Here is a 23283-nt window from a genome sequence, read left to right on the forward strand (position 1 = left end):
CCGGCCGCCCAGTGGGCACCGGCCGCCCGGCGCGTCCGGCGGGGTGATCCGTCCGGAATCACCCGATTCGCCCTACGCTGCCTGCATGCCTCGCCGAAAACTGCGCGTCAAGGCCGCCGACTCCGCCCGGATCAACACCGAACTGACCGAACTCCGCGCCCGCCTGGAGATCCACACCGAGTGGCCGGAGCCGGTGCTGGCCGAGGCGGAGGAGGCGGCCGAGCGCCCCCGGCTGCCCGAGCACGACGCCACCGACCTGCCGCTGTTCACCGTCGACCCGCCCGGCTCGCGCGACCTCGACCAGGCCATGCACCTGCTCCACCGCCCCGGCGGAGGCTACCGGGTGTACTACGCCATCGCGGACGTCGCCGCCTTCGTCCGCCCGGGCGGCGCCATCGACGCCGAGGCCCGCCGCCGGGTCGAGACCCTGTACTTCCCGGACCACCGCGTCCCGCTGCACCCTGCCCGGATCTCCGAGGACGCCGCCAGCCTGCTGCCCGGCGAGCCCCGGCCCGCCCTGCTCTGGCAGCTGGACCTGGACGCCGACGGCGCCGTGGTGCTCGCCGACCTGCGCCGCGCCCTGGTCCGCTCGCACCGCCGCCTCGACTACGCGGCCGTCCAGCGCGCGGTGGACCTCGGCGGCGCCGACGAACAGCTCGCCCTGCTCGCCACCGTCGGCCGGCTGCGCGAGGAGCAGGAGCGCGCGCGGGGCGGGATCAGCCTCCCGGTGCCCGAGCAGGAGGTCGAGGAGACCCTGCACGGCTACGTCCTCGGCTACCGCGCGCCCGGCCCCGCCGACGGCTGGAACGCGCAGATCTCGCTGCTCACCGGCCTGGCCGCGGCCGACCTGATGCTCGACGCGGGCGTCGGCCTGCTGCGCACCCTGCCCGCCGCGCCCGCCGCCGCGTACGAGCGGCTGCGCCGGATCGCCGCCGCGCTGGACGTGGACTGGCCGCAGGCGCTCCCGTACCCGGAGCTGATCCGCTCCCTGGACCCGGACGCGCCGATGGACGCCGCCTTCCTCAACGCGTGCACCGGCCTGCTGCGCGGCGCCGGCTACCACGCCTTCGACGAGTCCCGGGGCCTGCCCGCCCCGGCCGACCCGGGCCACGCCGCGCTCGCCGCGCCGTACGCGCACTGCACCGCGCCGCTGCGCAGGCTCGGCGACCGCTTCGCGCAGGAGGTGTGCGCGGCGGTGGCGGCGGGGGAGGAGGTGCCGGACTGGGCGCGGGAGGCGCTGCCCGCCGTGCCGGGCCTGATGGCGAGCGGGGACCGCCGCGCGGCCGAGGTCGAACGGGCCTGCGTGGACCTGGTGGAGGCGGAGCTGCTGGCCGGCCGGGAGGGCGAGGACTTCACCGCCGTGGTGATCGACGTGGACGAGCGGCGGCCCGCGGCCGGCACGGTGCAACTGCGCCGGCCCGCCGTCCGGGCCCGCTGCGACGGCGCCGATCCCGGGGCGGTGCTGCCGCTCGGTGGGCTGATCCGGGTCCGGCTGACGCAGGCCGACCCGCTCACCCGCACCGTCCGCTTCGCCGCCGTCTGACCCCTACCGCTTCCACACGCCCCACGCGCCCCCGGCGCCCGCCCGGCGCCGCCACCCGGACGGTCCGTCACACGGCCCCCGAGCACCGCCCAGGTGGGAGGATCGGTCCCGTGCCCGAAGCCCAGCCCTCCGTCGCCCCGGGGCGACGCCGCCGACTGCTCGTCCTGGCGATCTGCTGCCTGAGCCTGTTCATCGTCGGCCTGGACAACACCGTGGTGAACATCGCCCTGCCGGCGATCCAGCGGGATCTGGACGCCCCGGCGTCCGGGCTGCAGTGGATCATCGACGCCTACACCCTGGTCCTGGCCTCGCTGCTGATGCTGTTCGGCTCGGTGGCCGACCGCTTCGGCCGCCGCCGGGTGTTCCAGACCGGGCTGCTGTGCTTCGCGCTCGGCTCGCTGCTGTGCAGTCTGGCGCCGAGCCTGGAGTGGCTGGTGGCGTTCCGGGCGTTGCAGGCGGTCGGCGGTTCGATGCTGAACCCGGTGGCGATGTCGATCATCACCAACACCTTCACCGACCCGAAGGAGCGGGCCCGGGCGATCGGCGTCTGGGGCGGCGTGGTCGGCATCTCTATGGCGCTCGGCCCGCTGCTGGGCGGCTTCCTGGTGGAGGGCGCGGGCTGGCCGTCGATCTTCCTGATCAACGTTCCGGTCGCCGTGGTCGCGATGCTCCTGACCGCCCGTTACGTCCCGGAGTCGCGCTCGCCCCGGCCGCGCCGGCTGGACCCGGTCGGGCAGCTGCTGATGATCGTCCTGCTGGGCTGCGGCACCGCGGCCATCATCGAGGGCCCGGGCAGCGGCTGGACGTCCCCGCTGATCCTCGCCCTGGCGGCCGCCGCCGTGGCCGCGCTGGTCGCCTTCCCGCTGTGGGAGCGGAGGGTGGCCGAGCCGCTGGTGGACCCGCGGTTCTTCGCCAGCGCGCCGTTCACCGGCGCCACCGTCACCGCGGTCTGCGCCTTCTCGGCCCTGGGCGGCTTCCTCTTCCTCAACACGCTCTACCTGCAGAACGTCCGGCACTACGACCCGTTCGAGGCGGGCCTGTGGACGCTGCCGATGGCCGCGATGATGCTGGTCTGCGCGCCGCTGTCCGGCCGGATCGTCGGCAGCCGGGGCCCGCGCGGCCCGCTGGTCGCGGCCGGGCTGGGCTTGGTCGCGAGCGGGCTGCTGCTGACCAGGCTGGCCGCCGACTCCCCGCCGGCGCTGCTGCTGGCGGCGTACGCGCTGTTCGGCTTCGGCTTCGGCATGGTCAACGCGCCGATCACCAACGCGGCCGTCTCCGGCATGCCGCGCGCCCAGGCGGGGGTGGCCGCGGCGGTCGCCTCGACGAGCCGCCAGATCGGCCAGTCGCTGGGGGTGGCGGTGATCGGCACGGTCGTCACCTCGGCCGTGGTCGGCCCGGTGGCGACGGGCTTCGCCCCGGCCAGCCACGCGGGCTGGTGGATCCTGGTGGGCCTGGGCGGCGCGATCCTCCTCCTCGGCCTGGCGACCACCACCCCGTGGGCGACCGCGACCGCCGTCCGGGTGGCCGCCCGCCTCGGCGGCGAGCCGCCCGTGGTCCGCTCCGGTGTACGGGAGGCCCCACCCGAGCGGCTACGATGACCACTACGGCGGAAGAGCCGGCCGGGCGGCCGCGACGGGTCCTTGACCCGCCGAGGAACGTCCGGGCTCCACAGAGCAGGGTGGTGGGTAACGCCCACCCGGGGTGACCCGCGGGACAGTGCCACAGAAAACAGACCGCCCACCGCTTCGGCGGCGGGTAAGGGTGAAACGGTGGTGTAAGAGACCACCAGCGACCGGGGTGACTCGGCCGGCTCGGTAAACCCCACCTGGAGCAAGGTCAAGATCGGCGCCCTCGGGCGCCGTGCGCGGATGACTGAGGGCTGCTCGCCCGAGTCCGCGGGTAGACCGCACGAGGCTGTCGGCAACGGCAGTCCTAGATGGATGGCCGCCTCCCCGGGCCGCGCGAGCACCCCGGGAGACAGAACCCGGCGTACAGGCCGACTCTTCCGCCCCTTCTTTTTTTCCTGCCCTAAGGGCCGGATGTCCTGGCGTCGATCGCGGCCCTGACCGCTTCGGCGGCCGCGTCCGGTGGCACGTGCTCCCAGATCCGGATCACCGTCCACCCGGCGGCCTTCAGCGCCTCGTTGGTTTCCGTGTCGCGTTCCCGGGTGCGGTTGAGCTTCTTCTCCCAGAACGAGCTGTTGGCCGAGGGCCGGGTGCCGTGGTCCGGGCAGCCGTGCCAGAAGCAGCCGTCGACGAACACGGCGATCTTCGTCTTCGGGAAGACCAGGTCGGCTGTTCGTCTAAGGTCGGGCAGGGGTCGTGCCGACACACGGTAACGGAGTCCCTCGGCGTGCAGCAGCGACCGAAGCCGACGCTCCGGGGCCGTGTCCCTGCCCTTGTTTGAGCGCATGGAACGCCGGGTCCCTGGCGAGGACGCCCAGGAGACGACGCCCTGCTCGACGGCGTCGACCAGGAGTCCGGCCTCCCGGGCAAGACGCCATCCCTCGCGAAGGTTGGCGCCACGGGTACGGCGGTCGACGATGCCGAGCCGGGCGCTGTGCGTCCGGCCGTCGACGGACCAGCGCAGACCCGCGCGGGTAGTGCCTGTCCGGGGCGAGGTGGTGAGGACGACGCTGGCAGGCCGTAGCCGGCCACCTCCGATGTCCACCAGTCGGGCTTCCGGGCCTCCGGCTGCGTGGTCCTGCTCGCGCGATCGTTCGGCCCGGCTCGGAGACCGCGAGGGGGCGGTCCGAATCGACGAATCCGTGGCGTTCATCCTGGTCAGTCCCGTTCTCCGCCTGTCAGGCGTGCTTGTGGCCCTTGAAGTCCCGGCTCCAAGGCCCAGCGTAGGACCTGCCATGGACACTCGGTCCCGCCGTGAGGGTCGGGGCGGTGAACAGGAGGCCGTCGAGACGGTGATTGCCTGTACTGTTTTCGCGATCGATCCATGGCCGGGGCGCTCGCACCGCCGTCGTGCCCTGGGTGGGGCGTGGACGAATCAGCTGTACAGGGGAGCCGGGCGGCGCAATGAACGAGTTCGATCTGCAGTACGAGGCGTTTAAACAGCTGATCAAGCAGAAGACGCCCGAGCAGGCGCTGAGCACGATCAGGCTGTTCGGGATGAGCGAGGAACTGGTCAGGCGCATCGCCAAACGGCACCAGCAGGAGACCATCAAGGTGCGGGACATGCGCCAGCCCGGCTCCGTGGTCCGCAACAATCGTGAGACCTGGTACGTCGGTCCGCAGGAGGGCGACCGTTGTTGGCCCGCGCTTCAGAACCTGCTCGGGCGGACCGCGTGGGACGAGGAGTCCGTTCAGAGTCTCGACGAGGCCTCCACCAAGGTGGTCTCGATGCTCGACCACCCTTTGGAGAAGTCGTTCTCCACTCGCGGGCTGGTCGTCGGATACGTCCAGTCCGGGAAGACCACCAACTTCACGGCGCTGATCGCCAAGGCGGCAGACGCCGGATACAAGTTCTTCATCGTTCTGGCCGGCATGCACAACGGCCTGCGCAGGCAGACCCAGCTGAGGCTTCAGGACCAGCTGGTGGATCCGGTGCTGGACCAGTGGCACACGCTGACCAAGACGGAGGGCGACTTCGAACCGCACGGCAATCCGGCGGCCTTCTTCGCCCAGAGCAACGGGCAGCACGTGCTCTGCGTGGTGAAGAAGAACGTTCCCCGGTTGAAGAAACTCAAGAGCTGGCTCGAGCAGGCGCCCGACTATCTGAAGACGTGCCCCACGCTCATCATCGACGACGAGGCGGACCAGGCCAGTGTCGCCTCCAAGACGACGAACCCGTTGATCCGGGAGATCATCGACCTCTTCCCACGTGTCGGTTACGTGGGCTACACGGCCACCCCGTTCGCGAACCTGCTGATCGACCCGGCCGCCGGGGACCTCTACCCCAAGGATTTCATCGTCAACCTGCCGAAGCCGAAGGGGCACTTCGGGACCGAGGTGCTGTTCGGTCGGCAGCCGATCGATGGGGAGGACCCGGAGGACGTTCCGGACGGCTACGACATGATCCGTACGGTCCCGTACGAGGAGATCCCTCTGGTCCGGCCCGGACGCGATGAGATCGACGGATTCGTTCCCGAGATCGAGGGAGCCCTGCGCGAGTCCGTTCTCTACTTCTGGCTCGCGACCGCCGCCCGTCGCTTCCGTGGCACGGGGAACCGTCATTCCACGATGCTCGTCCACACCAGCGTCGGCACTGCTGTGCACGAGAGCTTCAAGGCGCCGCTTGAGGACTTCCGAGAGGAGGTCTCCGCGCTGGTCGAGCGCGGAGACACGGCCGCACTCGGCGAGCTGCGCCGCCTGTGGGGGAGCGAGACCGGCCGTGTGGACGCGAGCGAGTTCGACGAGACGGAGACCTCGTTCGACGAGCTCGTGGAACACCTGCCCGGGGTTCTCGCGGAGTGCCGGATCATACTGGACAACTCCACGAGCCTTGAGCGCCTCGACTACGAGAACGGTCCGGTCACGGCGATCGCGGTCGGAGGGAACACCCTCTCCCGCGGCCTGACTCTGGAAGGCCTGATCGTCAGCTACTTCGTTCGTGGTGCGTCCACGTACGACACGCTCCTCCAGATGGGGCGCTGGTTCGGCTTCCGCAACGGCTATGCGGACCTGCCGCGCGTGTGGATGACGGACGACCTGCGTGACTCGTTCCGGCACATCGCGATGGTCGAGGCGGAGATGCGGCGTGACATTGACCGCTACCTCGTCGAGGACAAGACGCCGGAGACCTTCGCGGTCCGCCTGCGCAGTCACCCTTCGCTGAGGATCACCGCGGCCGCGAAGATGCGCGATGCGATCAAGGCGAGTTCGTCGTACGGCGGCCAGCGCATTCAGACCCGGTACTTCCACACGCACGACGCGGCCTGGCTGCAGGTCAATCAGGAGGCCGCCAGCGGGCTGCTCCGTGACGCGTTGAAGCTCGACGGTGCGCGGCACGAGGACCACACGGTTCACGGCCGGCCTGGTAGGCACGTGCTGAGGGACGTCTCGCATGGCCTGGTTCTCAGGTTCCTGGACGAGTACCGATTCCATGAGAAGTCGATGGACTGCGATACGAAGCTGCTGCGGGAGTACATCGAGAAGCGCACCCGGGCCCGTAACGGAGGAGGTCTGCGGCGCTGGAACGTCGCGGTGGTGGGCAACGCCCCGAGCGGTTCGTCGGACATGCTCTACGAGTTCGTCGAGGGCATCGCCGTCGACCGGATCGTTCGCGCGCGGCAGATCACGGCCGATCCGGCGGCCGCGGACATCAAGACCCTGATGAATCCGATCGACGCCGGTATCGACCTGGACCTCAAGGGCTGGTCCGGCGGAAAGGTCACCGAGGACGTGCTCAAGCACCTCCGGCAGACCCAACTGCCGGACACCGGGCTGCTCGTCCTCTACCCGATCGACCGGGTTTCGCCGACCAGGCGCAAGGAGCGTCTCCCGCTGGACGCCGTCGACCACGTGATTGGTGTGGGCATGGTGTTTCCCGTGCCGCGTGGCGAGGACAGCAAGGTGGACTGGTACAGCGCGGACCTCTCCGGTGTCGTGCAGGACGACGATCTGGACGCGATGCCGGAGGAGGACCTCTCGGCCGCGCTCTACGAGGAGCAGGGCTGATGACGGACGGAGGCCTTCAGAGGATTCTCGAGGATCACTGGGTGGCTCTCGGCGTTGGCCCTGCCGGTGGCGCCGATGTCGTTCGGACCTCGGAGTTGCCGGTCGACACGGAACTGGGGCGGCTGCTGGCAGCGGTGGACGGCCACGGATTTCGACACCTCCTGGTGCCTCTGCAGCGACGTCAGAGCGTGGCCGGCAGCGTGGCCGGAGCGGCTCTGCGCATATACGAACGGCCGTTGCAGGACGACAACCGGTACGGACGGTACGCCGACATCACCTGTGCGCTCAGGGAGCTTGACGACGTCTTCACCGGGCTGTGCAAGGACGTCCTCCTCGCCCTGGAAGCGGATGGTTCGCGCCCATACCGGACGGCCCTTGCGGTCGTGGACCGCTGGCGCCGGTTGTTCGCCGGGGTCCCGAGGATGCTCAGCCGTGAACAGCTCGTCGGGTTGCATGGTGAACTGTCAGTTCTGGAGCGGTTGCTGACGATCGACCCGGGGGCCGTTCGGCTCTGGGTGGGCCCCGACGGGCAACGCCACGACTTCACCGACGGACGCCATGCCGTCGAGGTGAAGAGCACCATCGACGCCTCGGAACGGAGGACCGTCCATGTGCACGGCCTGGACCAGCTTGAGGAGCCGGACGGCGGCGATCTTCTGCTGGGCTGGCACAGGTTCGAGGAGCGCGTCGACGGCGAGACCCTGAAGGAGCGGGTCCAACGGGTGCGCGACCTCTGCGACGACGAGTCCGGGTTCATGGCCGGGCTGCTGAGCGCGGGGTACCGGTCCGGCTCGGGCGACCCGCAGGCCGATCGTCGACTCCGGTTGGTGGAGAGCCGGTGGTACACGGTCGATGAAACGTTCCCGCGGTTAATGGTGGGCTCGCTTGTCGACGGCGTACCCGAAGGCGTGTTGGATGTCGGATACGTGGTCGACCTGGTCGGGGTGCGTGCGGAGCCGCTGGAGCCTGGCGTCGTCGACGAGCTGCTGATACGAATGGGGCGGAACGCGTGACGACGGTGCCGCGATGGTTCTCGGAACAGCACGGACCGGGCGGCGGGAACGGCGGGTCCCTACTGCTGCGTCGGCTCGATGCGACGGAACTCGATAACCTGACCCTGCTCGTGCGGGAGTCGGCCCAGAACAGCTGGGACGCCCGCGCCGGGGACGGGCCGGTCGACTTCAGGATCGAACTGCGCACGCTCGGCCCGGCCGAGGCGCCGGCGTGGCGTGCGCTGCTCGAACGCGACGCGCCGACGCCCGCTCACCTGCCGTTGCGGGCGTCCCTCCACCGTTCGGCGCCGAGGATGCTCATGGTCACGGACCTCGGCACCAAGGGCCTCGGCGGTCCGACCCGGGCCGACGAGGTGTCGGAGGAGGCCTCGGACTTCGTCGCGTTCGTGAGGAACGTCGGCGATTCCCAGGACGCGGAGGGCCGGGGTGGTACGTACGGGGCGGGCCGGGTGGTCTTCCACCTCGCGTCCGCCGCACATACCGTGCTCGTCCACACCCGTTGTCGGGTCGGGAACCGGATCGAGACCCGCCTCATCGGGTGGGCGCTCCACGAGCGGTACACCACGGAGACCGTTCTCGGTCCCCGATCCTTTACCGGGCGCCACTACTGGGGCGAGGTTCGGGACCGGGGGGATCAGACAGGTGTGTCGTACGTCGAGCCGCTGACGGGGGAAACGGCTGACACCGTAGCCAGCGAACTCGGCCTGCGCCCGTTCCCCGAAGGTGCGACCGGGACGACGATCGCGATCGTCGACCCCGACTTCGGAGACCGCACCGCGGCCGAAGGGATGCGGTGGATCGCCGATGCCATGGTCTGGAACCTGTGGCCCAAGATGCTCCCCGGTGCCGACGGCAAGCCGCCCCTTCGTCTATCCGCCGTGCACGACGGCACCATGGTGCCGGTGCCCGAACCGGCCACGGTCCCGCACCTGGGGCCCTTCGTGCACGCGTTCCGCTCGATGGACAGGCCGATCGAGCACCGGAGCCTCGGCCGGATCCTGGGCACCTTCGGACTCAAGCCGTTGATCTCGCCGTTCGGTGAACCGCCCCCACCGGCGCGGGAGGCCGGCATCGTCGGGCGGGTGCACCACACATGTCTGATGCGGCCCGTCGATCTGGTCGTGAGGTACCTCGAAGGGCCTGCGCCCACGGACGAGGCGATGGGGTACGCAGCGGTCTTCCGAGCGGACTCCGCAATGGACCGTGTCTTCGCGGCCAGCGAGCCGGCCACTCACGACGACTGGTTGGTCGAGAAGCTGAGCGGGGACGAGCACCGTCTGGCCGGTTGGGCCATGCGGGAGATCAAGCGCGAAATGAAGGAGGCGGCCGCCCCGCGAGCGCAGGGTGTGGAGTCCGGCGATGGTGTCTCGCTCGCCCGTATGAGCCGGTTGATGTCGGGTCTCATGGTCGGCGCCGCCGGACAGGGGGGCGGGGCCGTGTTCGGCCCGCCCGGGTGGAGTCGCCGATCGGGGGGTCGGTCCGGTACGGCGGCAGTCGGCTCGGTGGCCAATGGCACATCGGACACGACGGTGGACCGGTCCGGTAGGCGTGGTGCCCGGGTCCGGCACCTGGACGCCCCGTTTCCGGACACCTTCGAGGGCCGACCGGTGGTGGTCCAGCGTTTCCAGCTGTCGGACTGCGGACCGTATGAGGTGAAGGCGGTTCTCGGTGTCACCCTGGGCGGAGGCGGTCGGGAGGATTCACCACCGGAGGGTGCGGCGGTGCCTGAGGTGGTTGGTTGGGTGTCCGACGCGGGTGACTTCGCGACCGCGAGGATTCTGCAAGCGGAAGGCGGAGACGGGAAGGTCTGGTCTCTTCTGGTCAGGCCGGCGCCCGACACCGTAACGCAGGTGACACTCGAAGCCGGGTTCAGGGAGGTGTCCGCATGAGCCGGCAGGTGTTCCCCTACCGGCGGCCGCAGAACGACGAGGTGTCCGCGGACGGCTGGTCGGTCCGCCTGGACGGGGAGGGGCGTGGGCCGCTCCCGTCGTTCATCCCGGACTGGGACTACCAGTACGATCTCCACCTCGAACGCGAGGTGCGCATCGACGTCGACGCGGTTCGCCGGTCCACCGGACTCCCCGTCGAGGCGGAGCTGACATTGGTGGTCGTCTGGAGTTCCTCCGGCTCCGGGCTGAGAGTGCGGGCACATCGCGTCACGCTGCCGGCCGTGGGGGCGACGGTGGTACCCGTCTCCTTCACTGTGCACGGCCGGGAGAGCGGTGGGGTGCTGGTGTTGGACACTCAACTCGTCCTGACTTCGCGGGTGAACACGATGTCCCTCTGGACCGCCGGCCGCGCCGGGTCGATCCTCTGGCGGGACGAGGCCCAGGTCAGGCTGCAGGGTGACGACTCCCAGTTCCCCATGTCAGTGGTCGACTTCAAGCTTGCGGGTTATCCGGACGACGCCCCGTGGCTGTTGTCGATCGGGCCGGACCCCAGAGCGGCCGCCATGGGCGCGATGGTCCTGCTGGTCAACAGCGGGACGCCGTCGGTGCTCGAAGCCATGAAGCGGGCCGATCAGCCGACGCCGGCTGACCGCCCTGTCCACTCGGCGCTGCGGGCGGATGTGGTCCGCCTTCTTGTCGAGCACGCGGTCCGGAACCCGGAGCTTCGTGAGGACTGGCGATACGAACCGGACACGCTCGGGCACCTGCTGCTCGGGATCGTCCACACCTACTTCCCCGACACCTCCTTGGAGGGCCTCCGCAAGTTGTACGAGAACGACCCCTCCCTGTTCTCCGCACGCGTCCAGAGCGCCGTCCGGCTTTTCGCGAAGGAGTCCTGATGGCCTACCTGATGCCGCAGCTGCTGCCAGCCGCCGTCGACGGACTGTGTGTGGAGCTCAAGGACCGGACGGTCGAAGAGCTTCGGACCCGCGCCGCCGTGTCCCACCCCGCCACGTACTACGCCGCGACCGGAGGGCGGCGTCTCCCCGCGGACCGGCTGACGGCACTCCGGGATGCGGTCGTTGCCGTGGCTGTCAAGAACGGTTTCCCGGCGCAGTCCGACAGGCCGCCAGCCCGGCGGGCGGCGGCGCGCTTCGACACCGAGGTGGCGCGACTTCTCTACAAGGACGCGGGGATCATCCCTGCCGAGGCCCTGTCCCCACAGTTGTGGGCGTTCCTGTCCCTTGTCGTGATGCCGGACGTGGCCGCGTGGCGTTTCCCCGGTTTCAACCCGAGACGCGTCACCGGCCGCGACATCACCCGTCACGTTTTTGGACGCCTTTGGTGGCGGGCCCACCTGGTGGGTGGCGAGCGGCTCGACCCGGACGATCTCTACGACGCGCTATCGGTGCTCGGGGAGGAGGCCTTCGACCAGGTCTTCGCCCGGCGGACATCCATCGGCGCCAGCTCGCACCTTGTCTGCGGGATCCTTCGGGTGTGGCAGGAGTTCGACATCCCGGACGAGGAGGTCGCCGATCGGCAGGTCTTCCGAGACTTTCTGAAGCGCATCCTGCGACTGCGCGCGTTCGTTTCCTTTGACGCCCTCGACGAGAAGGAGCTCGACGAGGAGTTGCGCGGCCTCGTCCAGGAGTCGTTGGCGACGATCACAAGTCGGGACAGTGGGCGTGAGCCGAAGTCTCCGTTCCCGATTCCGGCCCAGCGGCCGTCGCTGGACGACGTGCGCACGATCGAGGGCTCCGGTATGAGCGGGGCAAGATCGGTGGGTTCGGCTGCAGGCAGCACCGTGACGGAGGACGCCCCGTTGACGGTGATCGATCTCTGCGCCGGGGTCGGAGGCATGACGCTCGGGCTGGAACGGGCGGGGTTCGAGATCGCCGCGGCAATCGAGATCGACGCGGACAGCTGTGACACGCTGAGGACCAATCGACCGGCCTGGGAGGTGTTGACGGGCGATCTTCAACACCTTGGACCGGAACACTCCGTCTTCCGTGGCAACGTCGATGTCATGGTGTGTGGGTTGCCCCGCTCCCCGTACACGTCGGCCGGCCGACAGCAGGCGACCAGCGACCCTCGCGACGTGCTCGTGGGTGCGCTGGCTGTGGCCATGGCCGTCCGCCCGCGCATTCTGGTGCTGGAGAACATCCCCGACTTTGTGGAGAAGCCCAAGTTCGAGGAGGCTCGGGCCAAGGTTTTCGCCGCTGCGGAGGAACTCGGCTACGTGGTCGAGAGGGGCGAGCTCCAGGCGGTGGACTTCGGTGTGCCACAGCTGAGGGGGCACGGCTTCGCGGTGGCCATGAGTGCTGAGGACATGGAGCATTTCACCTGGCCCGACCCGCTTCCCGGCCAGCGGCCCACGCTGGGCGAGACACTGCTGCCATCCATGGCCGCCCGCGGGTGGCCCCACGCCGCAGAGTGGGCCGCCGGTGCGGATGTTCCCGCCCCGCTGATCGTGGGGGGCGCGACGGGGCGCGGGGGCGCCGATCTCGGTCCGTCGCGCTCCAAGGCCATGTGGGCCCGTTTGGGTGTGTACGGGGGGAGCCTGGGGGACGAGCCGCCCGCCGCCGACTTCGTTCTGGATCGTGGGGCCCCGCCGGGCGAAGGACTGCTGAGACTTACCCTGGAGCAGGTGGCACTCCTGCAAGGGCTTCCGACCGACTGGAAGGTTCAGGGTAGGAAGACGTCCGTCTATCGGCAGATCAGCCAGGCGGTTCCGCCGGTGGTGGCCGAGGCGTTGGGCCGCAGCCTGCTCGCGGTACTCGGACCGCGAGCGTGACTCGTTCCAGCAGACGCCGGAACACCCGTACGGCGGGCCGACCGCCTTGATCGCAAAGTAGAATCCGACACCATGCCCATCCGTGACTCTGACCTCACCGACCACGACGGCTCCGCCCGTGAGCTCACCGTGGTGGATCTTTTCGCAGGTGCGGGAGGGTTCACCGCAGGACTCACGAAGAGCTACCGGCCGGAAGGCGCGGAGAGCAGCCCGTTCCGCAGCGTCGCGGCGGTCGAATTCGATGCCGCGGCCGCGGCGACCTACGCGGCGAACTTCGGTGGGCACGTCGCCAACGTCGACATCACCGGTTGGTTGCCTCCTGAGGAGGTTCTGAACGCCGACGTGATCGTGGGGGGTCCGCCCTGCCAGGGGTTCTCGGGCCTGGGCAAGGAGGACCCGGACGATCCGCGCAACCTTCTGTGGAAGGAGTATGTGCGCGTTGTCGGGCTGGTCCGACCGAAGATCTTCATCATCGAGAACGTCGACCGTTTCATGCGCTCGCCACAGTTCGCCGACTTGAAGAGGGCGCTCGATGACGATCGGTTGGGGGACTACGAGATCGTCCCCGCCGTGCTCAACGCGGCCGACTACGGGGTGCCCCAGGCGCGCCGCCGGACCATCGTGATCGGCACCCGCAAGGACGTGATCCGACGACACCCCGGCAAGCGGCCGCTGAGTCATCCGTCAGCCACCCACGTCCGGGAGCCCGACCTCACGGGCCGCCCGCTCTGGCGCACGGTTCAGGAGGCCGTTTTCGACCACGTCGCCAAGACCGTGGACGGGATCGACCTGCCCGACCGGGCGGCGGCGGACGGCGGTGTTCCGGGGCCGTACCGGACCACCGAACTGCACATCGGTCGGGAACCGCGTCCGCTCTCGATCGCGCGGTACGCCGCGATTCCGGCCGGAGGCAACCGTAAGAACCTGCGGGACAAGACCGCCGTCATCGACGGAAAGGCGACCCCGCTCTCGACGGAGAGCTGGGATCGGCACAACAACGGTTCGGGCGACGTGATGGGACGGCTGCACGCCGATCGGCCCTCGGTGACCATCCGTACCGAGTTCTACAAGCCGGAGAAGGGGCGTTACCTGCACCCGGTGGCGGACCGACCGATCACCCACTACGAGGCGGCGTTGATCCAGGGCTTTCCCAGGGATTTCGTCTGGCACGGTTCCAAGATCCAGATCGCCCGTCAAATCGGCAATGCCGTGCCGGTCGGGCTCGGATCGGCAATCGGCAAGGCGATCGACGAGTACCTGCGGAAGCTCGGGCCCGAGGAGGTCTGATCCGCGGCGTCATCCTGCCTGGCTGCAGGCCTGAGAGCCGTTCGGTCCCCGTTGGCCGGACCTGAGCCAAGCAGACGACCCCGGGAGACAGAACCCGGCGTACAGGCCGACTCTTCCGCCGCCCTAGCTTGACTGAGGCCCCCTGATCTGCGAAGCCGCAGGTCAGGGGGCCTTTGTCGTGGGGCCGCCCCGGTCGCGCGAGCGGCTCGGGAGACAGAACCGGGGGTACAGGCCGACTGTTCCGCTTGCCTGCCGTTACGCGGGGCGGGCGCCGACGGCGTCGCGGATCTGGTCGCCGAGGCCGCCGTTGACGCGGGCGCAGTTGGCGCAGCAGAAGAAGCGGCCGGCCACTTCGACGCCGTGGCCGACGATGCGGACCTGGCACTGCTCGCAGCGCGGCGCGAGCTTCTCCATCGCGCACTCGAAGCTGTCGAAGGTGTAGGTGTCGCCGGTGATGGTCTTGATCTCGAAGGCGAGCCAGTAGTCGTTGCCGCAGGTGACGCAGGTGGCCATGGCGGCCGTCTCCTTCCGGTGGGGGCCCGCCGGCCGGGGTGGCCGGGCAGCCGTTCCCAGTGTCGGAGGGCCGTGCGGGGGCGGCCACTCGGCGGCGTCGTCAGGCGGAGCGGCCGGCCAGTTCCTCCAGGGCCCGGACGGCGCGGTCGGCGTCGTCGGCGGTGACGAACAGGTGGTCGTGGTGGAAGCCGGCCACCACGTTGCAGCTGATCCCCTCCTCGGCGAGGCGCCCGGCGACGGCCGCGGTGAGGCCGACGGCCTCCAGGGCGGAGTGGATCTGCAGGGTGATCCAGGCGGCCACGTACTCGTAGCGCAGCCCGAGTGCGTCGGCCTCCTCCTGGGCGACGACGACCGTGACCCCTTCGGGTTCGGCGACGGTCACCACCGGCCGCATGCCCGCGGGCACCTTGGCGGGCAGCGTGCAGTACACGTACCGCCCCGGGTTGAGCAGCGGGCGCATCCCGTGCAGCAGCTTCGCGAGGTCTCGTTCACCGGCCATGCCCGTCACCGTAGCGGCCGGACGGGGCCTGGGCGGTGGGGTGGGGCGCCGGTGCGCCGTTCGTGTCGGAATCCGTTGACGAGCGACAGTCGCCGATATATCGTCGAGCTATCGAGACAGTAACTCGACTGGCTCGGTGAACGAGGAGGTGAGCGCCATGCGCTCAGGAAACCGAGGAAATCCGGGAATGCGGTTCAGCGGCGAGGGTCCGCGCGGTGGCTGGCGCCGCGGGCCGGGGCCGGACTTCGAAGGGCGGGAGTTCGAGGGCCGGGAGGCCTTCGGCGGCTTCGGCCCGCCGCCGTTCGGCGGCGGTGGCCCCGGGCGGCCGATGGGCGGTCCGTTCGGGCACGGCTTCGGCGGGCACGGCGGGCGCCGCGGCGGTCCGCACGGGCGGCGTGGCGGCCGGGCGCGGCGCGGGGACGTCAGGGCCTCGCTGCTGGCGCTGCTCAAGGAGCGGCCGATGCACGGCTACGAGATGATCGCCGAGATCTCCGAGCGGACGGGTGGGGCCTGGCGGCCCAGCCCGGGCTCGATCTACCCCAACCTCCAACTGCTGGAGGAGGAGGGCCTGATCACCGCGGAGGAGGTCGGCGGCAAGCGGCTGGTGTCGCTCACCGAGGCGGGCCGGGCCGAGGCCGAGGCGGGGCCCGCCGAGCCGTGGGCGGAGGCCGGCCGGGAGGTCGACTGGGAGGCCGTCCAGGAGGTCGGCCAGGCGCTGGCCGCGGTCGACCAGGCGATCCGCCAGGTGATGGCGACGGGCACCGAGGCGCAGCGCGCCAAGGGCCTGGCAGTGCTCACCGAGGCGCGCAAGAAGCTCTACCTGATCCTCGCCGAGGAGGACTGACCGGCGTGGGGGGCTGGGCACAGGCGGTGCGGCTGCTCAGGGGTGGACCGTGAACAGGGCCACGCAGGCGAGCAGCAGCACCGCCCAGCCGAACCAGAGCCAGCCGTTCGGGCCGATCACCACGGTGTAGACGCACACCGCCACCAGCAGCGCCCCGGTGACGCCGGCGACCTGCCGGTTGTGGTGCGCGACCGCCTGGGGGCGGCTGCGGGGGTGCCGTGCCGTTCTCGCCATGCCGTCCTCCCGGGGAGGCTGGGGGCGGCGGCCGGTGCGGGCGGCGCGGCCGTCAGCCGGACGCGCGGGCGGTGGCCGCCTCGTCGAACTCGTAGCGCCAGTGCCAGCTGATGCCCCGCACCTGCTTGGACCGGACGTACACCAGTGTGCGCGCGGGGGAGTCGCCGTGCGCGGGGACCGGCACCTTGTAGGTCTTCGGCACGCCGAACATCGGCCCCAGCGGGATGGGGAGGATGCGGCCGTCCAGGGGGCCGCCGATGAATTCGGTGTCCGCGCTCTTCACCCCACCAGGGTCTCACCTCCGCACGGGTGACCGGCGCACACGCCCGGGGCCCGTCCGGCGGATCCTGCCGGGTGCGGGGAGTGTGACCGGAGAGGCACCGCCCCCGGTCATCCGGAGGCCCCGCGCACCCTTATCCTTCCTGTTACGCCCCCGGGGTTCACCCGGGTCAGCGGGCCCCGTACGGGCCGGGCAGGGCGCGGATCCGCGCGCCCTCCGGCCGACCTGGCGCGGACAGCGTGCTGCCGCGACTGCGTACCGTGACCCGGGCGTCGGCCCTCCGGTGACCCCGGTTCCCGGTCGGCAGGGCGTGGACAGCAGGGCCGAGCACCGCCCCGGGAAGCAGCGGGGGGCGCTGTGCGTTGCGTCGGAGTGGTACGTCGAACGCTGTGCCGCACCAGGTACGGCAGTGCGCGGAAGGGGCCCGATGGAAGCCGGCGGCAGGTGGACGACCTGGTGGCAGAAGCGTGAGCGTCAGCGGGCCCGGTCGGGTGACGTGGACGGCCCCGCCGCCCGACTCGATCAGCTGCTCGGCGCGGTGCGCGCCGGATTCCCGCTCGCGCCGGCCGCGCATCCGGCCGGCTACCGCTGTTCCTGCGACCGGGTGGCATGTCCGGCCCCCGCCCAGCACCCGGTCTCCTTCGCCTGGCAGACCCAGGCCACGACCGATCCCGAGCAGCTCGCCCGCTGGCTCGCCCGCGATCCGCAGACCAACTTCATCACCGCCACCGGGCGCGCCCACGACGTGCTGGACGTCCCGGTCGAGGCCGGCCGGCTGGCCCTGGAACGGCTGACCGAGCGGGGCGTCGAGGGCCCGGTCGCCGCCGTCGGCGAGGACCGCTACCTGTTCTTCACCGCCACCCGGGGCACCCCGCAGGACGAGGACGAGTGGTGGCCGAGCGTCCTCGACTCCACCCCGGACACCATGTCCGAGCACCCCGGCCTGCGCTGGCACTGCCGCGGCTCGTACACCCTGCTGCCGCCGGCCGCGCTGCCGGACGGCTCGCAGGTGCGGTGGCTGCGCGGGCCCGAGCAGCCGCTGCCGGACCCGCTGCGCGTCCTGGACGTGCTCACCGACGCCTGCACCGAGGTGGGCGCCGTCGCCGAGGAGCAGTGGCTCATCGGCTGAACCGGCGCCCGCGGCGGCTCGGCGGCTCGGCGGTTTTCCCGGGGCCGCCCGGCGCCCGGCCGGGGTCACGGCAGGGTGAGGACCTCCGCGCCGTCCGCCGTGACCACCAGGGTGTGCTCGAACTGGGCGGTGCGCTTGCGGTCCTTGGTGACGACCGTCCAGCCGTCCGGCCAGATCTCGTAGTCGTAGGTGCCCAGGGTGAGCATCGGCTCGATGGTGAAGGTCATCCCCGGCTTGATCACCTCGGTGGCCCGCTCGCTGTCGTAGTGCGGGATGATCAGGCCGGAGTGGAACGACGTGTTGATGCCGTGCCCGGTGAAGTCCCGCACCACGCCGTAGTCGAAGCGCTTGGCGTAGGACTCGATGACCCGCCCGATCACGTTGATCTGACGGCCGGGCTTGACGGCCTTGATCGCCCGGTTGAGGGATTCGCGGGTCCGCTCGACCAGCAGCCGGGACTCCTCGTCGACGTCGCCGACCAGGTAGGTGGCGTTGAGGTCGCCGTGCACCCCGTGGATGTACGCGGTGGCGTCGATGTTGACGATGTCGCCGTCCTGGAGCACGGTCGAGTCCGGGATGCCGTGGCAGATCACCTCGTTGATCGAGGTGCAGACCGACTTGGGGAAGCCGCGGTAGCCGAGGTCGGACGGGTACGCGTCGTGGTCGCACATGTAGGTGTGGGCGACGGCGTCCAGTGCGTCGGTGGTGACGCCGGGGGCGATCAGCTTGGCGGCCTCCGCCATCGCCTGGGCGGCGATCCGGCTCGCGATCCGCATCTTCTCGATCGTCTCGGCGGTCTGCACCTCGGGCCCGGTGTACGGCGTCGGGGCGGGCCGCCCGACGTACTCGGGGCGCGCGATGTGCGCCGGGACCTTGCGGGTGGGGGACTGGATGCCGGGTACGAGAGCCATGGCCGCGAGTCTAACGGCCGCCCCCGGCGCGCCCGGGCGGTGTGCGCGGAGGCCCCGGCCGGGGAATGATCGGTACGACCCCAACGCGTCGACGGGAGGGCACCATGCCCCTGGGATTCCACCGCAAGCCGACCGGAAAGCCCGGCGAGTGGTTCTACTGCATCAAGCACGGCAAGGTCGAGGAGGGGCCGGAGTGCCCCGCCAAGGACCGCCTCGGCCCGTACGACAGCCCGGAGGAGGCCGCGCACGCCCTGCAACTCGCCGACGAGCGCAACCGGGAGTGGCGGCAGGGGGACGAGCGCTGGAACGACACGCCGAAGGACGGCGGCGGCGAGTAGCGGCCGGGGCGGCGTCCGGCTTTTCGCCGTCAAGCCGGCGCCGTCAGCAAGTCGCCGTCAGTCCGTCGCCGCGGCGGCCTCCCGTTCGCCTTGCTGCCCCCGCTCGCGCTGCTGCCCCCGCTCGCGCTGCTGTTCCCGCTCGCGCTCCGCGCGCTCGTGCCCGGCGCGGACGGCGGCGGTGTGCGGGTCGGTGCGGTCGTCGTAGGCGAGCAGCTTGGGCAGCGCGGCGGCCACCGCGAGGACGGCGACGACGCAGATCAGACCGCCGCTCCAGACGGCGGCGCGGACGCCGACCAGCCCGGCCATGGTGCCGGCCCGGACCTGGCCGAGCTGGGGGCCGACGGAGTAGCTGAGCAGTTCGACGCCGGCCATCCGGCCGCGCACCTCGTCCGGGATGGACTGGTTCCACATGGTCGAGCGGGCCAGCCCGCTGATCTCGTCGGCGCCGCCGGCCAGCGCCAGGCCGAGCAGCACCAGCCAGATGCTCCCGGACAGGCCGGCCATGGCCATGGCCGCGCCCCAGCCGACGGCGGCGACCACCAGCAGCCGGCCGTGCCGGTGGATCCGGGACGTCCAGCCGCTGGTCGCCCCGACCAGCAGGGCGCCGGCCGCGGAGGCCGCGTACATCGGGCCGAGCGCCCAGTCCGCGCCCAACTCGGAGGCCAGGAAGGGGAAGACGGCCACCGGGAAGGCGAACAGCATCGCGCAGAGGTCGATCGTGTAGGTGCCGAGCAGGTCCTTGCGGCTCCACGCGTACCGGACGCCGGTGAGCACCGCCCGCACCGACGGCCGCTCGGCGCCGGTGGCCGGCGGCACCGCGCGGATCCGGACGAGCAGCAGCAACGAGGCGGCGAAGGTGAGCACGTCCAGCGCGTACGCCGTCCCCACCCCGGAGAACGCCACCACGACGCCGGCCAGCGCCGGCCCGGCCACCGAAGCGGCGTTGCGGTACAGGGAGTTGAGGGCGAACGCGGCGGTCAGGTGCTGGTGCGGGACGATCCGCGGGGTGAGCGAGTCCAGGGCCGGGCGCTGCAACCCGTCGCAGGCCGCGACCAGCGCGGCGACCAGGTAGATCGGCCAGAGCAGCGGGGACGGCAGCAGCGCGTTGAGCAGCAGCAGGCCGGCGAGCAGGCCCAGCCCGGCCTCGGCGCGCAGTACCAGCTTCCGGCGGTCCAGGGCGTCGGCGAGGGCGCCGCCCCACAGGCCGAAGACGATCAGCGGGACGAGCTCGAAGGCGCCGATCAGGCCGACCGCGAAGGAGGATCCGGTCAGTTCCTTGATCTGCATCGGCACGGCGACGTAGGTCAGGTAGCTGCCGAAGCTGGTGACGCAGCCGGAGAGCCAGAGGAAGCGGAAGTCGCGGGAGGCGCGCCAGGGCGAGAGGTCGGGCGCGAGCGAGCGCAGCAGCGTGCGAGACCGTCCGGAGGTGCCGGGGGGATGCGGGGGTTCGTCGTCGTTCACGAACCAGCATCCTCGAACGCGGGCCGCCGGGTTCGCAAAGGGTTTTTCAGCCCGGCACACGGCCGTCATGGTCGGCGTCCGGCCGTCACGGTCGGGCCGGGGTGGGGTGGGCCGGGGCGGGCCGGGCTACCAGCGGCTGATCGCGGGCGGTACGGTCAGCCGGCCGGCGAGTTCGGCGAGCCGGTCCAGCGCGGTGCGGCGGCCCGGGGGCCGCCCGGCGGCGGCGCTGACCAGGTGCTGGGCGAGGTCGAAGGGCTGCTCGTCGGCGGTGCCGACGGCGAGCCGCTCGTGCGCGAGCCCGCCGAGGTCGCCCGGCTCGGCGGGGGCGGCGCCGTCCAGTGCGAGCACGGTCGCGCCGTGCCGGCGGGCGTCCTGCACCCGTTCCAGCAGTGTCGGGCCGGCCGCCTCCGGCGCCACCACCAGGACGGTGGCGCCGCGCCCGGCCCCGGTGAGCCGGCGCAGGCCGTGCGCGAGGTGCGACGGGGCGCCGGCCGGCGGAGCGTGCCGCAGCAGGGTGGGCACCAGTCGGGGGACGGCCGACCAGGCGGCCTCGTCCGCCAGGTGCGCGGCCAGATGCCAGGGCTCGTACGCCTCGGTGCCGACCAGCAGCAGCTCGCCGGCCGTGCGCCGCGACACCGAGCGCCGCAGCGATCCGGCGAAGCCGCCGACCGCCTCCAGCCAGCCGGTGCCCGCCAGGTGCTGCCGGAGTGCCGAAACTCTCACCGCGTCCATGCGGCCCAGAATGTCGCGTCCGGCCGGGGGTTTGACAGGATCGGCCCATGACTTCCCTCGATTCAGCGACAAACCCGGCCCACGAACTGCCGGACGTCTCACAGCTGGTGGTCGGTGTCCTCGGCGGCACCGGCGACCAGGGGCGCGGCCTGGCCCTGCGACTGGCCAAGTCCGGCCAGCAGGTGATCATCGGCTCGCGCGACGCGGCCCGGGCCGAGGCCTCCGCCGCCGAACTGGGCCGCGGCGTGCGTGGCGCCGACAACGCCACCGCCGCCCGGGAGAGCGACGTGGTGATCGTCGCGGTGCCCTGGGACGGGCACGCCGCGACCCTGACCGCCCTGCGCGAGGAACTGGCCGGCAAGATCGTGGTCGACTGCGTCAACCCGCTCGGCTTCGACAAGCAGGGCGCGTACGCGCTGAAGCCGGAGGAGGGCAGCGCCGCCCAGCAGGCCGCCGCGCTGCTGCCGGACTCCCGGGTCACCGCCGCCTTCCACCACCTCTCGGCGGTGCTGCTCCAGGACGAGTCGGTGGAGCAGATCGACACCGACGTCATGGTGCTCGGCGAGGAGCGGGCCGCCACCGACATCGTGCAGGCGCTGGCCGGCCGGATCCCCGGCATGCGGGGGATCTTCGCTGGCCGGCTGCGCAACGCGCACCAGGTGGAGTCGCTGGTGGCCAACCTGATCTCGGTCAACCGCCGCTACAAGGCCCACGCGGGCCTGCGGGTGACGGACGTCTGAGACCGGACCGTCTGAGAGCGGACCGTTTGAGACCGGACCGTCTGGGACCGGACCGTTCGGGACCGGCCGCCCGAGATCCGGTCGAGCCGTGTCGGCCTCACCCCTGGACCAGTTCCGGAGGTGAGGTCGGCGACAATGGGTGCGGCCGCAACCCGGCCGACCGCACCCGGCCCTAGGAGCCTCCCGCCATGCCCCGCACGTCCCTCTTCGCCCTGATCGTCGTCGTCCTCGCGCTGGCGGCCGCCGTGGTCTCGCTGACCCAGGGCTTCTGGCTGGGCCTGATCTGGCTCCCGATGGCCGGTGTGGCGAGCAACGTGCTCTGGATGAACCGCCGCCGCGCGAAGATCGCCGAGGCCTCGGCCGCCGCTGCGGCAGCCGAGCAGGGCTAGGGGCTCTCTTTCGGATCACGCCGGGCGCGCGACGCCGGAGCACGCACCTCGCCGCGTTGTCGTCGGTCGCCGATACTCCGCATGGACTCCCTCCTCCGCCTTGCGATGCACGCACTCCGACGCCGCGCGCTGATCCGACGTGATCCGAAAGAGAGCCCCTAGCCGACTAGTTCTTCCAGAAGCTGAACAGGTACCGGCCGAGCGTCGCGTAGTCCTGGTCCACGCCGAACAGGCTCATCAGGTCGTGGATGACCCCGAAGAAGAACGAGTTCACCTCGGGCTGCCACAGCAGCGCGAACACGGCCAGCAGCCCGTACGGCGCGAACGGCTCGACCGCGCGCCGGGTCTTGTAGGACAGCCAGGGCTCGACGATCCCGTAGCCGTCCAGGCCGGGCACCGGCAGCAGGTTCAGCAGGGCGGCGCTGAGCTGGAGCAGGCCGAGGAAGCCGAGCGCGGCCGCGAACGGCGAGACGTTCAGCTCGTAGCCGTTCCAGACCGCGTGCACCGTCGGGTCGTCCAGCCAGCCGGCGCCGATCGGGACCAGCAGCAGGGCCGCGCACACCACGTTCACCAGCGGCCCGGCCGCCGAGATCAGGCTGTGCTTGAGTCGGCCCTGGATCCGGTCCCGCTCGATCCAGACCGAGCCGCCGGGCAGGCCGATGCCGCCCATGATCACGAACACGATCGGCAGCACGAAGCTGAGCAGCACGTTGGTGTACTTCAGCGGGTTGAGCGTGAGGTAGCCCTTGGCGCCGACGCTGATGTCGCCGCCGTGCAGCGCGGTGCGGGCGTGCGCGTACTCGTGCAGGCACAGCGAGACCATCCAGCCCGCCACCACGAACAGGAACACCCCGAACGAGGCGTTCCCGTAGCCCGAGTACACCGCCCAGCCGGAGGTGGCGAGGACGGCGAGGAGCACCCAGAACACCGGGCTGATCCGGCGGTCCTCGCTGCGTGAGCGCTGCGTGGCGGCGAAGGTCATGGTGTGGGTGCTCCGGGTGTCCGAGGAAAAGCGGGCAGGGGATCGATCATGCCGGGCGGGCCGGTGACCGGACAA

General features: G+C 71.3%; 22 protein-coding genes and 1 other RNA gene. 14 read left to right on the top strand and 9 right to left on the bottom strand.

All coding sequences use genetic code 11. The features are described 5' to 3' along the window. Positions 1 to 85: 85 nt before the first annotated feature. From ACFVHI_RS10080 to rnpB, 3 genes are all read left to right on the top strand, one after another. Positions 86 to 1543: an RNB domain-containing ribonuclease gene (locus ACFVHI_RS10080; protein ID WP_380337517.1), complete on the top strand. Its 1458-nt coding sequence runs from the start codon at positions 86 to 88 to the stop codon at positions 1541 to 1543. A 110-nt stretch (positions 1544 to 1653) separates the two neighbouring features. After that, positions 1654 to 3141 (top strand): MFS transporter, encoded by a 1488-nt coding sequence (locus ACFVHI_RS10085; RefSeq protein WP_380337520.1) that lies wholly within the window; start codon positions 1654 to 1656, stop codon positions 3139 to 3141. Positions 3142 to 3154: 13 nt separating this feature from the next. Further along, positions 3155 to 3551: RNase P RNA component class A (gene rnpB, locus ACFVHI_RS10090), an RNA gene on the top strand. A gap of 20 nt (positions 3552 to 3571) precedes the next feature. Here rnpB and ACFVHI_RS10095 read toward each other — a convergent pair. Continuing rightward, positions 3572 to 4405 (bottom strand): very short patch repair endonuclease, encoded by an 834-nt coding sequence (locus tag ACFVHI_RS10095; protein ID WP_380337523.1) that lies wholly within the window; start codon positions 4403 to 4405, stop codon positions 3572 to 3574. A gap of 167 nt (positions 4406 to 4572) precedes the next feature. Here ACFVHI_RS10095 and ACFVHI_RS10100 point away from each other — a divergent pair, with 167 nt between their 5' ends. The 6 genes from ACFVHI_RS10100 (at position 4573) to ACFVHI_RS10125 (ending at position 14156) form a co-directional block, all read left to right on the top strand. After that, a complete protein-coding gene (locus ACFVHI_RS10100; protein WP_380337526.1) occupies positions 4573 to 7173 on the top strand; it encodes a Z1 domain-containing protein in 2601 nt (866 codons plus the stop codon). Next, positions 7173 to 8186, top strand: coding sequence for a PD-(D/E)XK motif protein (locus ACFVHI_RS10105; RefSeq protein WP_380337529.1), 1014 nt, complete (start codon positions 7173 to 7175; stop codon positions 8184 to 8186). Before ACFVHI_RS10100 ends, ACFVHI_RS10105 begins: the two co-directional genes overlap by 1 nt. Continuing rightward, complete coding sequence (locus ACFVHI_RS10110; protein WP_380337532.1) at positions 8183 to 10075, top strand: hypothetical protein; 1893 nt, start codon at positions 8183 to 8185, stop codon at positions 10073 to 10075. Before ACFVHI_RS10105 ends, ACFVHI_RS10110 begins: the two co-directional genes overlap by 4 nt. After that, positions 10072 to 10974 (top strand): hypothetical protein, encoded by a 903-nt coding sequence (locus ACFVHI_RS10115; protein WP_380337535.1) that lies wholly within the window; start codon positions 10072 to 10074, stop codon positions 10972 to 10974. Before ACFVHI_RS10110 ends, ACFVHI_RS10115 begins: the two co-directional genes overlap by 4 nt. Further along, the gene (locus ACFVHI_RS10120; protein ID WP_380337538.1) at positions 10974 to 12869 is read left to right on the top strand and encodes a DUF6339 family protein; all 1896 of its coding nucleotides are present in this window, start codon (positions 10974 to 10976) and stop codon (positions 12867 to 12869) included. The genes ACFVHI_RS10115 and ACFVHI_RS10120 overlap by 1 nt, the downstream gene beginning before the upstream one ends. Before the next feature lie 72 nt (positions 12870 to 12941). After that, the gene (locus ACFVHI_RS10125) at positions 12942 to 14156 is read left to right on the top strand and encodes a DNA cytosine methyltransferase (RefSeq protein ID WP_380337541.1); all 1215 of its coding nucleotides are present in this window, start codon (positions 12942 to 12944) and stop codon (positions 14154 to 14156) included. A gap of 255 nt (positions 14157 to 14411) precedes the next feature. Here ACFVHI_RS10125 and ACFVHI_RS10130 read toward each other — a convergent pair whose 3' ends face one another. Together ACFVHI_RS10130 and ACFVHI_RS10135 are read right to left on the bottom strand one after the other, a co-directional pair. Further along, positions 14412 to 14669, bottom strand: a complete 258-nt coding sequence (locus tag ACFVHI_RS10130; RefSeq protein WP_063347367.1) for a hypothetical protein — start codon at positions 14667 to 14669, stop codon at positions 14412 to 14414. 100 nt (positions 14670 to 14769) lie between these two features. Continuing rightward, a complete protein-coding gene (locus ACFVHI_RS10135; RefSeq protein ID WP_063347366.1) occupies positions 14770 to 15168 on the bottom strand; it encodes an ACT domain-containing protein in 399 nt (132 codons plus the stop codon). 187 nt (positions 15169 to 15355) lie between these two features. Between ACFVHI_RS10135 and ACFVHI_RS10140 the strand changes: the two genes are divergently transcribed. Next, positions 15356 to 16012 carry a PadR family transcriptional regulator gene (locus ACFVHI_RS10140; RefSeq protein WP_107452848.1) on the top strand — a complete coding sequence of 219 codons (657 nt, stop codon included), beginning with the start codon at positions 15356 to 15358 and terminating at the stop codon, positions 16010 to 16012. A 36-nt stretch (positions 16013 to 16048) separates the two neighbouring features. Here the strand turns inward: ACFVHI_RS10140 and ACFVHI_RS10145 are convergent, their stop codons facing one another. Continuing rightward, entirely contained in the window at positions 16049 to 16246 is a 198-nt protein-coding gene (locus tag ACFVHI_RS10145; RefSeq protein WP_063347364.1) for a hypothetical protein, read from the bottom strand. A gap of 52 nt (positions 16247 to 16298) precedes the next feature. Continuing rightward, the gene (locus ACFVHI_RS10150; protein WP_380337546.1) at positions 16299 to 16529 is read right to left on the bottom strand and encodes a hypothetical protein; all 231 of its coding nucleotides are present in this window, start codon (positions 16527 to 16529) and stop codon (positions 16299 to 16301) included. A 424-nt stretch (positions 16530 to 16953) separates the two neighbouring features. On the opposite strand from ACFVHI_RS10150, the gene ACFVHI_RS10155 reads away from it, so the two are divergent. Continuing rightward, entirely contained in the window at positions 16954 to 17655 is a 702-nt protein-coding gene (locus tag ACFVHI_RS10155) for a bifunctional DNA primase/polymerase (RefSeq protein ID WP_063347362.1), read from the top strand. A 65-nt stretch (positions 17656 to 17720) separates the two neighbouring features. Here the strand turns inward: ACFVHI_RS10155 and map are convergent, their stop codons facing one another. After that, positions 17721 to 18566 carry a type I methionyl aminopeptidase gene (gene map, locus ACFVHI_RS10160; RefSeq protein ID WP_063347361.1) on the bottom strand — a complete coding sequence of 282 codons (846 nt, stop codon included), beginning with the start codon at positions 18564 to 18566 and terminating at the stop codon, positions 17721 to 17723. Between the two features lie 104 nt (positions 18567 to 18670). On the opposite strand from map, the gene ACFVHI_RS10165 reads away from it, so the two are divergent. Beyond that, positions 18671 to 18904, top strand: coding sequence for a hypothetical protein (locus ACFVHI_RS10165; RefSeq protein WP_063347360.1), 234 nt, complete (start codon positions 18671 to 18673; stop codon positions 18902 to 18904). 57 nt (positions 18905 to 18961) lie between these two features. Here ACFVHI_RS10165 and ACFVHI_RS10170 read toward each other — a convergent pair whose 3' ends face one another. Together ACFVHI_RS10170 and ACFVHI_RS10175 are read right to left on the bottom strand one after the other, a co-directional pair. After that, the gene (locus ACFVHI_RS10170; RefSeq protein ID WP_380337550.1) at positions 18962 to 20365 is read right to left on the bottom strand and encodes an MFS transporter; all 1404 of its coding nucleotides are present in this window, start codon (positions 20363 to 20365) and stop codon (positions 18962 to 18964) included. Between the two features lie 126 nt (positions 20366 to 20491). Further along, on the bottom strand, positions 20492 to 21097 hold the full coding sequence (locus tag ACFVHI_RS10175) for a hypothetical protein (RefSeq protein ID WP_380337553.1): 606 nt from the start codon (positions 21095 to 21097) through the stop codon (positions 20492 to 20494). A 47-nt stretch (positions 21098 to 21144) separates the two neighbouring features. Between ACFVHI_RS10175 and npdG the strand changes: the two genes are divergently transcribed. Together npdG and ACFVHI_RS10185 are read left to right on the top strand one after the other, a co-directional pair. Next, positions 21145 to 21837, top strand: a complete 693-nt coding sequence (npdG, locus tag ACFVHI_RS10180) for an NADPH-dependent F420 reductase (RefSeq protein ID WP_380337556.1) — start codon at positions 21145 to 21147, stop codon at positions 21835 to 21837. Between the two features lie 188 nt (positions 21838 to 22025). Then, entirely contained in the window at positions 22026 to 22226 is a 201-nt protein-coding gene (locus ACFVHI_RS10185) for a hypothetical protein (protein WP_380337559.1), read from the top strand. Between the two features lie 166 nt (positions 22227 to 22392). Here ACFVHI_RS10185 and ACFVHI_RS10190 read toward each other — a convergent pair whose 3' ends face one another. Beyond that, a complete protein-coding gene (locus ACFVHI_RS10190) occupies positions 22393 to 23208 on the bottom strand; it encodes a site-2 protease family protein (RefSeq protein ID WP_063347356.1) in 816 nt (271 codons plus the stop codon). Positions 23209 to 23283 lie beyond the last annotated feature (75 nt).

The organism is Kitasatospora sp. NPDC127121 (genome assembly GCF_042677305.1).
Classification (GTDB): domain Bacteria; phylum Actinomycetota; class Actinomycetes; order Streptomycetales; family Streptomycetaceae; genus Kitasatospora.

Bases quoted from the DNA above. Each gene is read 5' to 3' on its own strand.
- ACFVHI_RS10100 (WP_380337526.1), top strand. From the start codon at position 4,573: ATGAACGAGTTCGATCTGCAGTACGAGGCGTTTAAACAGCTGATCAAG.
- ACFVHI_RS10130 (WP_063347367.1), bottom strand. From the start codon at position 14,669: ATGGCCACCTGCGTCACCTGCGGCAACGACTACTGGCTCGCCTTCGAG.
- ACFVHI_RS10095 (WP_380337523.1), bottom strand. From the start codon at position 4,405: ATGGCAGGTCCTACGCTGGGCCTTGGAGCCGGGACTTCAAGGGCCACA.
- ACFVHI_RS10080 (WP_380337517.1), top strand. From the start codon at position 86: ATGCCTCGCCGAAAACTGCGCGTCAAGGCCGCCGACTCCGCCCGGATC.
- ACFVHI_RS10165 (WP_063347360.1), top strand. From the start codon at position 18,671: ATGCCCCTGGGATTCCACCGCAAGCCGACCGGAAAGCCCGGCGAGTGG.
- ACFVHI_RS10105 (WP_380337529.1), top strand. From the start codon at position 7,173: ATGACGGACGGAGGCCTTCAGAGGATTCTCGAGGATCACTGGGTGGCT.
- ACFVHI_RS10175 (WP_380337553.1), bottom strand. From the start codon at position 21,097: ATGGACGCGGTGAGAGTTTCGGCACTCCGGCAGCACCTGGCGGGCACC.
- ACFVHI_RS10120 (WP_380337538.1), top strand. From the start codon at position 10,974: ATGGCCTACCTGATGCCGCAGCTGCTGCCAGCCGCCGTCGACGGACTG.
- npdG (WP_380337556.1), top strand. From the start codon at position 21,145: ATGACTTCCCTCGATTCAGCGACAAACCCGGCCCACGAACTGCCGGAC.
- ACFVHI_RS10145 (WP_063347364.1), bottom strand. From the start codon at position 16,246: ATGGCGAGAACGGCACGGCACCCCCGCAGCCGCCCCCAGGCGGTCGCG.
- ACFVHI_RS10125 (WP_380337541.1), top strand. From the start codon at position 12,942: ATGCCCATCCGTGACTCTGACCTCACCGACCACGACGGCTCCGCCCGT.
- ACFVHI_RS10115 (WP_380337535.1), top strand. From the start codon at position 10,072: ATGAGCCGGCAGGTGTTCCCCTACCGGCGGCCGCAGAACGACGAGGTG.
- ACFVHI_RS10185 (WP_380337559.1), top strand. From the start codon at position 22,026: ATGCCCCGCACGTCCCTCTTCGCCCTGATCGTCGTCGTCCTCGCGCTG.
- ACFVHI_RS10140 (WP_107452848.1), top strand. From the start codon at position 15,356: ATGCGGTTCAGCGGCGAGGGTCCGCGCGGTGGCTGGCGCCGCGGGCCG.
- ACFVHI_RS10190 (WP_063347356.1), bottom strand. From the start codon at position 23,208: ATGACCTTCGCCGCCACGCAGCGCTCACGCAGCGAGGACCGCCGGATC.
- ACFVHI_RS10135 (WP_063347366.1), bottom strand. From the start codon at position 15,168: ATGGCCGGTGAACGAGACCTCGCGAAGCTGCTGCACGGGATGCGCCCG.
- map (WP_063347361.1), bottom strand. From the start codon at position 18,566: ATGGCTCTCGTACCCGGCATCCAGTCCCCCACCCGCAAGGTCCCGGCG.
- ACFVHI_RS10155 (WP_063347362.1), top strand. From the start codon at position 16,954: ATGGAAGCCGGCGGCAGGTGGACGACCTGGTGGCAGAAGCGTGAGCGT.